The following is a 14,592-nucleotide window of genomic DNA, read 5'->3' on the forward strand; positions in this document are numbered from 1 at the left end:
TTATTAGAATATATTATCCCGGAAAGGGTTGTATTGAAACTAATAACCATACAGATTTTGTTCAGGATGAAATGACCGTAAATATAATTGGTTGGTAGTGCTGGTAGATGTATATTATTAGTTTTATAGAAAATGAACAAGTACATTTGGTAAAAGTTATTGACAAATTTAAGCTTGAACTATAAAGCTCTTCTTGATCCTTAAAATTTTGTTATGTTTTTATTGAATTTCCGGATATAATTCAAAGGAGGAGTGACTTTAGTGTGAAAAATATGAAGATAATAAATGATAATGATTTACAGTTACGACCAATACAGTTGACAGAGGATTTATCCATTGCTCTGCCATGGTACCAGGACAAAGAAGTACTATACTATTCTGAAGGAGAAGGTACCTTACCCTACGACATAACAACTATTGAAAGAATGTATAATTACCTAACAAAAAATGGTGAAGTCTATATAATCGAAATAAGAATAAGTGATCAATGGATTCCAATAGGTGATGCGACATTATCAAATGAAATGATTCCAGTCGTAATCGGTCACAAAGAATTTAGAGGGAAAGGTGTAGGTAAACGTGTAATTAACCTTCTAATAAAAAGAGCAAAAGAACTAAACTGGAAGCAAATTAATGTACATAAGATATATTCTTATAATGTTGCATCGAGAAAAATGTTTGAAAGTTTAGGCTTTACAAAAACAGAAAACGGTTTGGACGAAAAAGGAAGAGAATACTCCAGCTACAAACTCATATTAGATTCATTAGGTAAGTAGAAGAGCAAATTATAATTAAACCTGTTCATGTTCATCTATATTAAAAGTTAATAGATGTTTACGAAACCAGAGATAGAAGCTTTACGATAATCAATAGCTAGAGATTGTATATTATCCATTGGTATTACTACGAAGTGGGGAGACTTTTTATTTACAAATCCTTTTATATCTGTAATATCTTGGAGGAATTACGAGTTGACAACATTAGGAGTACAACTAGATTGACAATTTCAAGTATACATAAATAATCACAAATCCCAAAAAACCCACAATGGAGGAGTATAATATTGTTGAATTTCTGATTGCTTCTCTGAAAACTTCCTTTATTGCGACCATAAAAATGATTGAAATGGCCAAGTTTATCATAAGAGCAAGTATTGTAGATATACTTCCATCAATAAATTGTCCTAGGAATGAACCTAAAGCGATCGGGAACGAAATAATAAGTGTAACTAAAGCAAAAGTAATAATACCAAATCCTGCAAGAAATAATGGAGTAAAAACAATTATTCCTTCTGGTATGTTATGCAAAATAAGCGTTGTAAGCATCAGACTACCAAAATCTGTACCAATTGTTGAACCAAGCGCTACACCTACAGGAAAATTGTGAAAGGCAATGCTTAAAGTTAAAAGTACACCGGAACGAACAAAAATATCCTTTTGGTGACTATCCGTAATAATAATAATTTTATCCATGAATTGATGAATGTATTGAAAAAGTATTATGCCTATCGTAATTCCAATAGCAAGGTTAACCCATCCCCCGAGTTCAATGCTTTCTGGAATCATTTCAAGCAACAAGATCCCTAATATGAGTCCAGTACACAATGAATAAATAAAGCCAAATCCGCGTTCGACACCTTTTAACATCCAAGCTAGCCCACCACCAGCACCAATGCCAATAGCAGAAGCGAATGCCCCAATAAACCATGTAGTAGCCATAATATCGCTCCTAAAAATAGATTGTCTTTAATTTTTATATTATTAAATCCAGCTGAATATACGGATTATTTAAAAGGTTGTTTGACAAATTATAAGAAACATAATATAATATGAACATATACTAATATATACATATTAATAAAACGATATGCTTATTATTATTGTTCTTATTAAAGACCAATTTATAGTTTGGATTTGAAAAGAAGGGAGCGAAAATATATGGAAAAGAACTTGGAGAATTTCGGAATAAATAATAAAGACTTAGACGAAGAAACATTATTTGTTGTTTCACAAACATTTAAAGCACTAGGTGATCCTACAAGAATTCGAATTCTTAACCTACTGTTTCATAATGAATATTCTGTTAATGCAATTGCAGAAACTTTACACTTACAACAATCAACTGTATCTCATCAGCTACGATTTCTGAAAAATTTACGGTTGGTGAAATATCGTAGAGAGGGCACAACTTTATATTATTCACACGATGATGAACATGTTATGAATGTACTAAGACAAACAATAGAACACGCTTGTCATAATTAGTTTTGCTGAAAATGAATAGAATAGGTTCATGTAATAATAATCTTTGTTTTATATATTGTTATATGTTCATATATTAATTTTATCATTTTAACTATTGGAGGTTATATAATGGGACACGATCATGGACATAACCATACACATGGAGCAAATAAAAAAGCACTGTTGCTAAGTTTTATTATCATTACTGCATATATGATAATCGAGGCAATAGGCGGATTCATTACGAATAGTCTTGCGTTAATATCTGATGCAGGACATATGTTAAGTGACTCTATTGCACTTGGGGTTGGTTTATTAGCCTTTACACTTGGAGAAAAAGTGGCTAACTATAGTAAAACATATGGATATAAACGTTTTGAAATATTGGCTGCAGTATTTAATGGTGTAACACTCGTATTAATATCAATCTATATTTTCTACGAGGCGTATCACCGCTTTACAGAGCCTCCTGAAGTTGCCTCAACTGGAATGCTAATAATTGCTATTATCGGTTTATTAGTAAATGTATTTGTAGCATGGATTCTAATGAGAAACGGAGATACAGAAGAGAATTTGAACTTGCGTGCTGCATTTCTTCATGTACTAGGCGACTTACTTGGCTCAGTTGGAGCAATAGTTGCAGCATTGTTAATCATATTTTTTGGATGGGCTTGGGCAGATCCGCTAGCGAGTGTTCTTGTAGCAATTCTTGTATTAATAAGTGGATGGCGCGTTACTAAAGATGCTGTTCACATTTTAATGGAGGGTACCCCAAGAAATATAGAATTGGATTCTATTATTAGGACGATGGAAAATGTACCAGGTGTATTAAGTATTCATGACTTACATGTTTGGAGTATTACCAGTGGACAAAATGCACTTTCATGCCATGCGGTAGTGGATGAGAATTTGTCTTTTTATGAAACACAAACAATATTACGAAAAATAGAGCATGAATTAGAGCACCAAGGAATAGGCCATGTGACCATTCAAATGGAAAATAATGACCATCCTCATGAGGATTCATTAATGTGTCAAAATCATGAGCATGACCATAAGCATTAGAGTAGTGAATAAATTAATAATACTAAGCATTTAATTAAATCGAAGAAGTAAAAAAGACATCTGCCCTCCATTATTTTACGCATCCAATAATGGAAGGCAGATGTCTATATTTTATTTGAAACAAAGCGTAATCCTTGTATATCTAATTCGATTTTGTTATTATTTCTTTAATTCAATAGGATTTCCTTCGGGGTCGGGTGCAATTCCCAACCGGCGGTGATGAGGCATGCCTCTAAGTCCGTGACCCGGATTCATAGTTAATATGAAAACGGTGGATTTGGTGAAATTCCAAAGCCGACAGTTAAAGTCTGGATGGGAGAAGGAAGAACAATTTGTCAAAAATACTGTCTTTTGACGTTCGTTAGTTATGCTCTTTTTTCTCCCTTACCAATATAGGTAAGGGAGATTTGTTTGTTTGGAGATTCTTTTTGAAAGCTGTTATTCATAGCGGTTTTAGAGGAAATTTTCTTGCTTCAGGCAACGATATTGAGATGCTTATGGCCATTTTGAGGTTGAGTATACGAGAAGCTTTGTAATTCAACAAGATTGTTTATTCACTATATCTAAATAAGCAATCCATTTAATATTTAAAGAAAGTATTTCATGAATCGAAAACTATAGCAATAGCTAGAAGATAATAAATGGAGTACCTCTCATTAGACACAAAAGACTCTTTATCATCTTGGTCATAAACAAGATGTATTACTAGTAGGAAATAACACTATCTTTCAAGAACCCCTTCGTTTAACCACCGAAGACCCCAAGGTGGAAAAAATCCGATTCGAATTAATTTGGACTCGGAAATAAAAATTTCCAATGTCTGTAAATGTAGCTCAAGATCGCGTTACGAGCACAATAATTTTTCAAAAGGAGGTAATAATTTGAAAGGATTGGTGTAACTATTTTTTTCAAGAAAGTGTTATATCTTTACTCCAGGAAGTTAGAATTAGAAGATTTATACCTTTATTGTAGAGGCTGGATCAGTGAGTGATGGTTTATTTCATCAATGAAAATAATTTTCACCAACTAGTTTCGTATGCTCCAAAAGTTATTAGTGGAAGAGATATTTTCCCCTATGACAGGGCATCTGATCCGAAGCCAGTAAATTTAGGAGAACAACTATACCTATTAAAGAACTAAACAGCTAGTTCGAGATATCAATACTACTGCAAAAGTACTTATACGGGAGGGAAGCGAAAAATGTTTACCGGTATTATCGAAGAATTAGGAACCGTTCAAAGGATAATCCCCCAAGGAAACACACTCGTCTTAAATATAAAGGCAAAAAAGGTCTTAGAAGGGATACAGCTTGGAGATAGTATCTCGGTAAATGGTGTTTGCTTGACTGTAACAGAATTTAACCATGATTCATTTCTTTTGGATGTGATGCCAGAGACGTTTCATAGCACTTCTCTATCTATCCTAAAGCTAGGTTCATTAGTAAATCTAGAAAGGGCCATGAGCTCCAATGGACGTTTTGGAGGTCACTTTGTTACGGGGCATATTGATACAGTAGGAGAAATTGTAAAGAGAGAACCAAAAGAAAATGCAATATATATTGATATTCGATATCCCAATCAATACAACCATCTATCCCTGTATAAAGGCTCTATAGCCCTAGATGGTACTTCCTTAACTATATTTAGGACATCCAGTAATGAGTTAACCGTATCCATCATTCCTCATACCGCTAAGGAAAGTATCCTTGGTATGAAAAAGGTTGGGGACAAGGTTAATATCGAATTCGATATGATCGGTAAGTATGTACATTCCTTTTTTGAAAAGAAAGAACCACGCAATCATAAAAATAGTGTTTCCGTTGATTTTCTCAAAGATACCGGGTTCATGTAAATGGGAGAGATTCTTCTGTTTAAAACTAGGAAGGAGTAATAGATTTATGTTCCATAAAATAGAGGATGCATTAGAAGATTTAAAGGCAGGAAAGGTTATTATTGTTTGTGATGATGAAGACCGTGAAAACGAAGGCGATTTTATAGGACTGGGTGAGTTTGCGACACCAGAGATGATTAACTTTATGGCAAAAGAGGGGAGAGGACTCATATGTGTTCCGATTTCTGAGTCGATTGCAGACAGATTTGAACTTAAGCCAATGGTAGAAGTTAACACAGAAAGTCACGAAACAGCCTTTACGGTTAGCGTTGATCATATTGATTCCACAACAGGAATAAGTGCATTTGATAGAGCTTTAACAATACAAAAATTACTTGATGAAAAAACGCTTCCTAGTGATTTTAGACGGCCTGGACATATTTTCCCTATTGTGTCTAAGGCAGGTGGAGTATTAGAACGTGCTGGTCATACAGAAGCTGCAATCGATTTAGCTAAATTAGCTCAATCACATCCAGTAGGTGTAATTTGTGAGATCATGAATGATGATGGAACAATGGCACGAGTTGAAGACTTAAAAGAAGTCGCAAATAAGTTTGATTTAAAAATGATTACAATCAAAGCCTTGATTGAGTATCGACTCAAGCAGGACTAGTATAAATCTCCTACCGAATAAGGGGATTGATATGAGTTGTTAGGTTTAATAGGACAATTAGGACATTAAATATTTTTCTAATGGAGTGAATTAGTATGATGGAAAAAGTATTTGAAGGAAACTTAGTAGGTACAGGTCTAAAAATAGGAATTGTTGTTTCACGATTCAATGAGTTTATTACAAGCAAATTATTGGTCGGAGCAAACGATGCACTAAAGAGACATGGTGTTAACGAGAATGATATTACAATCGTCTGGGTACCAGGAGCTTTTGAAATCCCACTTGCAGCAAAGAAATTAGCTACCAACGGTAGTTTTGACGCGATTATCACGTTAGGAACCGTAATAAGAGGTGCCACACCGCATTTTGAATATGTAAACAGTGAAGTAGCGAAAGGAATAGCAAATATAGCGATACAAAGTGGAGTCCCCATTATGTTTGGTGTACTGACAACAGAGTCAATCGAACAAGCTATAGAACGTGCAGGTACAAAAGCAGGAAATAAAGGCTACGAAGCAGCTGTTGGAGCAATAGAAATGGGTAATCTATATAAAAGCTTCAACTAAGGTTACTATATTTTCTGTGAACTACCAGGGGTGTTAATCGAAGATGCTTCAACATACAATTAAAAAACCATTCCTGAAACTAGTAGACAAGAATTAATCTATCGGGGGCTGCATATGGTGTAGAGCTATGCAGCCTTTCTTAACTTCAAAATTTGTTCATATAATATAGTTGAATGTGAGCATATTATTTAGTATAAACACGGTACTCTATATATAATAATAGACATTCCTTTCAAACTGTCTTTTCCTTATGCACAATTTAGATACATTAAATAAAGATAGGAGATAATTATGACATCAAAGACGAAACTACCAACATATAAATTTTATATAAATGGCGAGTGGAGAGAAAGTAGTTCTGGACAAACTATTGATATAGAGTCCCCGTATCTTACAGAAACATTAGGTAAAATTCAATCGATATCGCAAGACGAGGTAGACGAAGTAATTCGTTCAGCTCATGCTGCTCAAAAAAAATGGGCAGAGGTTTCACTACAAGACCGTGCGAAGTACTTATATAAGTGGGCAGATGAGCTAATCAATATGCAAGATGAAATTGCAGATACTATTATGAAAGAAGTAGGTAAAGGCGCGAACGACGCAAAGAAAGAGGTAGTACGTACAGCTGATTTCATCCGTTACACAGTTGAGGAAGCACTTCATATGCATGGGGAAAGTATGATGGGTGACAGTTTTCCAGGTGGCTCTAAGTCAAAAATTGCGATAATTAACCGCGTGCCCCGTGGTGTTGTTCTAGCAATTTCTCCGTTTAATTATCCTGTAAACTTATCAGCTGCTAAACTAGCACCTGCATTAATGGCAGGTAACGCTGTTGTCTTTAAACCAGCTACACAGGGAGCAATAAGCGGGATCAAGATGATAGAAGCACTAGATAAAGCTGGACTACCAAAAGGTTTATTAGGACTAGTTACTGGACGTGGATCTGTAATTGGAGATTATTTAGTGGAACATAAAGGGATAAACATGATTTCTTTTACAGGGGGTACCAAAACCGGTGTACATCTTGCGAAAAAAGCTACTATGGTTCCTTTAGTTCTTGAACTTGGTGGAAAAGACCCCGGTATTGTAAGGGATGATGCCGATTTGCAGGAAGCTGCAAAGCATATTATTAGTGGAGCTTTTTCCTACTCTGGTCAGCGTTGCACAGCAATAAAACGTGTATTAGTTCATGAAAGGGTAGCTGATGAGCTTGTTTCCTTGTTAAAAGAACAAATTGAAACGTTATCTGTGGGTTCACCTGAAGAAAATAGTGTTATTGTCCCATTAATTAATAATAAATCAGCGGATTTTGTCCAAGGTTTACTAGATGATGCTATAGAAAAAGGGGCAACAGTAGTAACAGGTAATCGCAGAGAGGGTAACTTAATCTATCCAACACTTCTTGATCATGTAACTGGTGAAATGCAGGTTGCCTGGGAAGAACCATTTGGCCCAATTCTTCCAATTATACGAGTTACTTCTGATGAAGAAGCGATCCGCATCGCAAATGAATCAGAATTTGGCTTACAAGCAAGTATCTTTACTAAAGATATCAATCGAGCATTTGCCATCGCCAAACGTATTGAAGCAGGATCTGTTCAAATCAATGGTCGTACAGAGCGTGGACCAGACCATTTCCCATTCATCGGTGTAAAAGGATCGGGTATGGGAGCACAAGGTATTCGTAAAAGTCTAGAGTCAATGACACACGAAAAAGTAACCGTGCTAAATATCGTAGAAGAATAAAAAATCAGGGATTATTCCCTGATTTTTTAAATTAGAAACTATGACAAGTTATCTAGTGCGTTGAATAGAAAGCAGAACAATCTACTATCATGCGATTGTATAATTCTGGATATTTGAAATAGAAAACACCATCCATGTTCCATAGATACATCAATTAATTATTGTTCGAGTATAGACCTAAAGAAAGATAATTTCATAAAGAACCTTAAAGCCCTTGCGAATTTTTTAAAAAAATCGCAAGGGCTTTTATTTACCTAATCACATTCAAACTGAAATAGAAATTTAATGGTATTACTAAATATTACACTATAATCAGTTATTAATATGTTATCATAATCTAAGATGTTGTGAATTTATTTAAATATTGGTACAATGCAGCAGTTTTGTTTGCAATTTCAAAAGGGCAACAAAACTGGTTTATTTATGAACGGATTCATCAGCAAACATTTATTGATAATTTAGTTCAGTAAAACTATAAAGAGTACTTGGGTGAAGAAACTCAACCAGGGATATTGTAATTTGGAAAGATGAAAGAGGTGTTACTCTACATGCAACATATCATATTGATGAAGAATAATATTTTAATAAGGATGGACAAACGATGCTTAATCCTTGGAAGATACTTTCAAAGGAGCAGCTTTACAACGAGTGGGGGCATCTAGTACCTGTGAAGCATCGGAATATAATTGAAGATTTTAAGACAGTTAATACAAACAAGTAGATAACTTAATATACCGTTACAGTTACGGTGTGTCTATTTATTTAAATTGTAAACACTCATGGGATGCGTGGTAAGAAGTCTAAATATCTATCGACTTGGCAGATGCCGTTATAGAGATTTGCTTTTGTTCATATGAGAAAGTACATCTCATTTACCATATAGTTCCTAAAAATGGGGGAAATAATATGAGTCATTTTCAAAATAAAACAGCACTAATTACAGGAGCAAGCAGTCAAAGAGATATAGGTTCCGCTATTTGTCACAAATTAGCCTCTCAGGGAATTAATGTTTTTTTTACTCACTGGAATTCTGATGCTGGTTGGGCAAAGGATTTCCAACAAGAAATTGTAGAACTAGGTGTTAATTGTAAAGAAATGAAAATTAATTTATCTGATGCTAATGCTGCATTTACAATACTTGATACCGTTAGCGATGAACTTGATTTCCCATCCATTTTGATTAATAATGCTGCCCATTCAACAAGCGACGGTTATTTGAAATTAGATGCAAGAACACTTGATGAGCATTATGCAGTTAATATGAGGTCAAATTTTCTACTATGTGTAGAGTTTGCACGTCGTTTTGAACAAACTACTCTAAGTTCAGGGCGAATAATAAATATGACTTCTGGACAGGATATAGCTCCTATGCCTGGAGAGTTAGCCTATGTAGCTACTAAAGGGGCTATTTCTGCTTTTACTAGGTCGTTATCTCAAGAACTTGCTCCGTTGGGAATAACAGTTAATGCAGTAAATCCGGGTCCAACAGACTCAACATGGATGACAGATGAAATAAGAGAGTTTCTTCTACCAAAATTTCCAATGGGGCGTATTGGAACTCCAAATGACGTTGCGCGGATTATTGCTTTTCTGGCAAGTGAAGAAGCTGAGTGGATAACTGGGCAAATTATTCATTCCGAAGGTGGTTTTATTCGAGGGTAAAAAGATATATAAAAGATGAACCGATGCTGTGTCAATGGACACAGCTTATTTGTTCCACTAAAGGTCGCAATAGCTTATAAAAGAAACGCTGGTATAATTGGCGCTGCTCCTAAATATTTTAAAAACTTTTTAAAAAGCTCTTCTCATAGACTACCACTTTGTTGTGCATGAACTTTTGGAGGTTCACTTTGTAGTGATCTGAACCTTCTAGTGGAGCACCGTGATTTAACAGCTGCATTGTGTAAAAATACCTGAACAGATAAGGATGAAAGTTTTATGATATTTGTGTATAAATCCCATCAATTTACTTACTGCCCCCTTACCCTTTGCGACAACTAATTACTCACTTCCCAAATTTTTAGTATTCATAATACTTTTGGAAGGGCTAAATAAATTGATTCTTATTAATATTCAAGTGAATCAGACGGGAATTAATGTTAAAGTTAAAATAAGTTATCTAAGTAAGGGCACAATTGTAGAACAAGGGTTAAAGTAAATGATAATTTTTTCGAAATAGTAGATAAAGGGGAGAGGTCTTTGACAATAGTTATAGAGAAGGCAGAAAATATTGATGCAGAGTCATTAGTAGAAATATATCATGATGCATACTCTGAAAATGAAAAATTAGGGCTTCCTGCGAGCGCATCTAAGGTAAAGATTGAAGAAGTAAAGGACTGGCTACAGAATACTATTATATTGAAAGTCAAAGAAAACACTACAAATAACATAGTAGCAACTGTGAGGCTAAAATATAGTAAAGATTGGCAATGTTATGTATTAAGTAGATTAGCTGTAAAATCAACACATAAAGGGAAAGGGCTTGCCACGAAATTATTAGCGTATACAGAATCGATGCTATCTAAGAAAGAAGAAACTAAGATAAGGCTTACCGTCGCCCAAACTCACCCATACTTACCGAAAATGTATGAGGGGAAGGGATATAGAATCGTTGGAGAGCGGATACTTTATAATCTCCCATATGATGAATATATTATGGAAAAACTAATTTAGGTCTTATCGTATTAATTTGAAAAAATTAGATTATCCAAACCTACATTTTTACGTAGGTGAGGAAAATGGACAGCCTGTATCATATGGACGCAATTTAATATTAGATAAAAAGGTATGTTTTTTGAGTGATGAATTTACTTCAAATACCCATAGAGGTAAAGGAATGGCCAAGCACTTTGTGGAAAAATGCTTATGGATGCTATGAAGGAGGGCGCAGTTAAGAGCGAACTTGCAACTAATTAAATGGGGTATCCTTAATCTATAAAAATGGGTTATCGAGATGTATCAGAAATATAAGTTCTTAAGAACAAAATTAATTAAAAAGGAGTATCTTATGTGTAGAAATATTAGAACGTTATATAATTTCGATCCACCAGCTACCAATGAGGAGGTACATGCGGCATCTCTTCAATATGTAAGAAAGATTACAGGTTTTAACAAACCCTCAAAAATTAACGAAGAAGCATTTAATCAGGCAATTAATGAAATAGCTAATGTTACTAGGAATTTATTGAATACATTAGAGACTAGTGCAGAACCTCGTAATCGAGAGGTAGAAGCTGAGCGTGCACGTATTAGAGCAGCTAAAAGATTTGGAACGAACTAATTACAGCTAAATAAAATTGATTATAAATAAATTGAAATACGAGATATTTTTAAACACATCAGTGGGATTTGGAGTATTTACTTGAGATAGAATGATGCAAGCGTGCTTGCGTTATAATGTAATGATGCGGTATATTGAAAGTAACTCTATTTGGATAGAAAGGGTACTGGGGAACACGTATGCCAATATTTACTTTGTAATGATCAACAAATTGGATAGCATCACCCTTGAAAAACAATGTTTTTCTCAAAGGGGGTAGTATGCCCATTTTCTCATTACAAAGGAACCGAGCAACCCTGCAATCTCGATGTAAAGGAGGTCCTTGTATAGGATCTCCTTTTTATTAATGCTTTTAAAACCACAGGCTCTGCCAGTGTGAAAATAAACCTTCTAGGGATGTAACAAAAGAATCTCCAATCGTATAATAGAGATGGCCGTCAAACCAAATCTAAAAAAACGAGAGGAGATCTACTCATGTCGAGTGACAATAGTTTATCACACACCCGATGGAATTGTAAGTATCATATAGTCTTTATACCAAAATACAGAAGGAAAGTAGTATATGGTAAGTTAAGGAAAGACATCGGGGCGATATGTCAAATATAACATTCCACTGGAAACTTTTTAACATATCTGTACGGGAAGTAAAGAAGCACTGCAAAATGTGTGGTAAATTATCAGTTTTTACAGATACCAATGTGCGAAGGCATAATGCAAACGGAAAAACGATATATAAAGTTGCGATTTATAAATGCGAAAAAAATCATACGTGGAATAAAAAGTTAGCTATTTATAAAACGTTCTCAGAGCATGTTGCTGAGATTGATGAGCAGAAGGAAGAATCTTCCTATACGTCAACCATGCCTATAACCAGCTTAGAAGAACAAGGAACAAAGGTGATATACCTTGTTCTAGATGATGTAATAGGAAAACATCGTATAGATAAAATTCTAGCAAAACAAATTGAGGAATGGAGTAGAACACAGATCATAGAAAAAAGATTGGTAAAGGTTTTATTCTATTAAATAATCAAGTTATTAAACCTAGTACAAGATTGTCAAGTGGTGATCGTATTTCCATTTTCATTAAATGAACAACATTAACTACCGAACTAAACCTTAAAATTAGATTATATTTTCAAAAAACTAACAAAGCTGAGAAATAAGCCATAACTGGCTTCTTAGGCTGTCGAGAAAATCTCGATAGCCTTTTTTTAATTCCGAATAATTCAGCAATATCATTTGTTATAATATGAATAATAAATTAATGCGTTGTAACAGTGTTTCATACTTGAAATAATACTCAAAATGAAATATGGACCATTCTTTTAGTATCAAACCCTCCAGTCAACTTCTTTGTCAGGCAATGAGAAGGTAGCGATTTGAACAAGTTGTCTAGTCATTGAATTCTTTCTAAAGGAAGTAAATTAATGGAAACAATTCGAGTGATCTAAAAAATTGGGAATTATCAATTATGTGTGAATGTAAATAGGTGGAACTAAAAATATTGAATAAAGAATGGAGTATAGGGTATGCGTAAAAAACAGCGAAGTATTATTCTTCTTATAACAATTATTTGCTTGCAAATGTGGAATCTTCCTCTATCAGCTCATGCTGCTAGTCCTCTTAATACGGATAATATTGATGTATTTATTAATAATTATCTCGAACGCAATGGACTACCCGGCGCATCCATTGTTGTTGTAAAAGACGGTAAATTAGTATATGAGAAAGGATATGGTCACGATTCTGAAGGAAAACCTATTACAGAAAAGTCGTTAATGAGAATCGGTTCCGCATCTAAATCATTTACTGCATTTGCTGTTTTACAACTTGTTGATGAAGGCAAAATCCAACTGGATGAATCAGTAATTAATTATTTGCCCGAGGTAAAAATCGATGATTCAAGATGGAATAAGGTTACAATACGTCAACTATTAAGCCACACATCAGGACTTCCAAACCCAGTTATTGTTCCACCAGCAAGTAACTTAAAGGAGGGTGTGGAACGTTTGAATGATTGGCAGTTACACGCAAACCCAGGAGAGAAATATTATTATAGTAATGGGAATTATTGGGTCTTAGCACTTTTGGTTGAGGAAGTAAGTGGAATAGAATTCTCTCAATACTTAGAACAAAAGGTATTCTCACCATTAGGAATGAATGATTCACTCACTACTGGTAATTCTAGAGACTTTGTACAAGGACTACCTAAGGGATATGTAACTGCATATGGAATTGCAGTACCCTGGACAGAGCTTGAAGCGATGAATATGGGGGCTGGAAGTATTATTTCAACAGCATCAGATATGGGGAAATGGCTATCCATGCAAACGAACCAGGGGAAGTCTAGAACAGGAGAGCAATTACTATCAACAAAATTATTGAAAGAATCCTATTCGCCGCAGCCAGTAACCAATAAATACGGGCTAGGTTGGGAGCTAAGTTCACCTGATGTAAAGCCAGCACGCATTTCACATAGCGGAGTGGAAACGACGTATCAAACGCAACAAGACATCATACCAAGTAGTGGCTATGCCGTTGCAGTTATGCTAAATAGTTTTACCCCTACATTTGAGCATGCTTATGAGATTAGTTCGGGTATTATCCAATTAACCGAGGGACAAGAACCTGAATTAAAAGCACCGGTATCTAAAATAATCGATTTATCCCTTGGAGTTATCACAGTGATTTACTTGATTTTAGGAATTAGAGGGATACTGCGTAGTAAAAATTGGTCGGATAAACGTAAGAATAATTCTCCTTGGAGGTTTTATTTACGCCTAATCCCACAGCTTGTGCCTGTTGTTGGAATCGGATGGTTATTCTTCATTGTTCCATCACTGGAGGATAATAGTTCAACGATAGTAGATGCATTTGGACTTTGGCCAGCTGCTATGGTATTATTGGCTATTGTTTTCATTATTGGATTAGTTCTTATCATCTCGAGAATTTATTATCGAAAAAAAGGGTAAAAAAATTTAGTAACATACTTTTGTAGTGTTTACGAACTTCATAGTTAGTAAAGTTAAATGTAAAAGGGATAATAAATTTTATTCTATTTCACTATATCGTCCTATGGTCTTGGAACATAAAACGCTATTACCCTTTGACTATTACGAAATGACAATATATAATGAATAAGGAATTTATAAATGTTAAGGAGGATTATTAAAAAATGATGTGTGCA

Annotated in this window: 13 protein-coding genes, 2 pseudogenes and 1 riboswitch; of the genes and pseudogenes, 14 read left to right on the forward strand and 1 reads right to left on the reverse strand. The window is 34.7% G+C overall.

What is annotated here, in order from left to right:
• The first annotated feature begins 272 nt into the window (after window positions 1–272).
• Complete coding sequence (locus KI338_RS04560; protein WP_244853399.1) at window positions 273–776, forward strand: GNAT family N-acetyltransferase; 504 nt, start codon at window positions 273–275, stop codon at window positions 774–776.
• A 216-nt stretch (window positions 777–992) separates the two neighbouring features.
• Here KI338_RS04560 and KI338_RS17680 read toward each other — a convergent pair whose 3' ends face one another.
• Window positions 993–1,718 carry a ZIP family metal transporter gene (locus KI338_RS17680; RefSeq protein ID WP_244853338.1) on the reverse strand — a complete coding sequence of 242 codons (726 nt, stop codon included), beginning with the start codon at window positions 1,716–1,718 and terminating at the stop codon, window positions 993–995.
• Window positions 1,719–1,937: 219 nt separating this feature from the next.
• On the opposite strand from KI338_RS17680, the gene KI338_RS04570 reads away from it, so the two are divergent.
• The 13 genes and pseudogenes from KI338_RS04570 to KI338_RS04625 all read left to right on the forward strand — a co-directional run bounded on the left by KI338_RS04570 (window position 1,938) and on the right by KI338_RS04625 (window position 14,377).
• Window positions 1,938–2,264 carry an ArsR/SmtB family transcription factor gene (locus tag KI338_RS04570; protein WP_212919772.1) on the forward strand — a complete coding sequence of 109 codons (327 nt, stop codon included), beginning with the start codon at window positions 1,938–1,940 and terminating at the stop codon, window positions 2,262–2,264.
• Between the two features lie 108 nt (window positions 2,265–2,372).
• The gene (locus KI338_RS04575) at window positions 2,373–3,308 is read left to right on the forward strand and encodes a cation diffusion facilitator family transporter (RefSeq protein ID WP_212919773.1); all 936 of its coding nucleotides are present in this window, start codon (window positions 2,373–2,375) and stop codon (window positions 3,306–3,308) included.
• 179 nt (window positions 3,309–3,487) lie between these two features.
• Window positions 3,488–3,636, forward strand: a riboswitch (FMN riboswitch).
• Window positions 3,637–4,508: 872 nt separating this feature from the next.
• Window positions 4,509–5,159, forward strand: a complete 651-nt coding sequence (gene ribE, locus KI338_RS04580; RefSeq protein WP_212919774.1) for a riboflavin synthase — start codon at window positions 4,509–4,511, stop codon at window positions 5,157–5,159.
• A gap of 46 nt (window positions 5,160–5,205) precedes the next feature.
• Window positions 5,206–5,808, forward strand: a pseudogene (gene ribB / locus KI338_RS04585) (3,4-dihydroxy-2-butanone-4-phosphate synthase); the annotation flags it as partial.
• A gap of 101 nt (window positions 5,809–5,909) precedes the next feature.
• Entirely contained in the window at window positions 5,910–6,377 is a 468-nt protein-coding gene (gene ribH, locus KI338_RS04590; protein ID WP_212920048.1) for a 6,7-dimethyl-8-ribityllumazine synthase, read from the forward strand.
• 291 nt (window positions 6,378–6,668) lie between these two features.
• Entirely contained in the window at window positions 6,669–8,123 is a 1,455-nt protein-coding gene (locus tag KI338_RS04595) for an NADP-dependent glyceraldehyde-3-phosphate dehydrogenase (protein ID WP_212919776.1), read from the forward strand.
• Window positions 8,124–9,029: 906 nt separating this feature from the next.
• On the forward strand, window positions 9,030–9,785 hold the full coding sequence (locus KI338_RS04600) for an SDR family oxidoreductase (RefSeq protein WP_212919777.1): 756 nt from the start codon (window positions 9,030–9,032) through the stop codon (window positions 9,783–9,785).
• A gap of 537 nt (window positions 9,786–10,322) precedes the next feature.
• Entirely contained in the window at window positions 10,323–10,796 is a 474-nt protein-coding gene (locus KI338_RS04605; protein ID WP_212919778.1) for a GNAT family N-acetyltransferase, read from the forward strand.
• Between the two features lie 16 nt (window positions 10,797–10,812).
• Window positions 10,813–11,001: a GNAT family N-acetyltransferase gene (locus KI338_RS17915; RefSeq protein ID WP_373306326.1), complete on the forward strand. Its 189-nt coding sequence runs from the start codon at window positions 10,813–10,815 to the stop codon at window positions 10,999–11,001.
• Between the two features lie 129 nt (window positions 11,002–11,130).
• The gene (locus tag KI338_RS04610; protein WP_212919779.1) at window positions 11,131–11,403 is read left to right on the forward strand and encodes a DUF2277 domain-containing protein; all 273 of its coding nucleotides are present in this window, start codon (window positions 11,131–11,133) and stop codon (window positions 11,401–11,403) included.
• 474 nt (window positions 11,404–11,877) lie between these two features.
• Window positions 11,878–11,997 (forward strand): annotated as a pseudogene (locus tag KI338_RS04615) (transposase); the annotation flags it as partial.
• Between the two features lie 68 nt (window positions 11,998–12,065).
• Window positions 12,066–12,428 (forward strand): cytoplasmic protein, encoded by a 363-nt coding sequence (locus KI338_RS04620; protein WP_373306327.1) that lies wholly within the window; start codon window positions 12,066–12,068, stop codon window positions 12,426–12,428.
• Between the two features lie 506 nt (window positions 12,429–12,934).
• Complete coding sequence (locus KI338_RS04625; protein WP_212919780.1) at window positions 12,935–14,377, forward strand: serine hydrolase domain-containing protein; 1,443 nt, start codon at window positions 12,935–12,937, stop codon at window positions 14,375–14,377.
• The last annotated feature ends 215 nt before the right edge of the window (window positions 14,378–14,592 follow it).

Origin of the sequence: Ornithinibacillus bavariensis (genome assembly GCF_018333235.1) — a bacterium.
GTDB lineage: Bacteria > Bacillota > Bacilli > Bacillales > Amphibacillaceae > Ornithinibacillus > Ornithinibacillus bavariensis.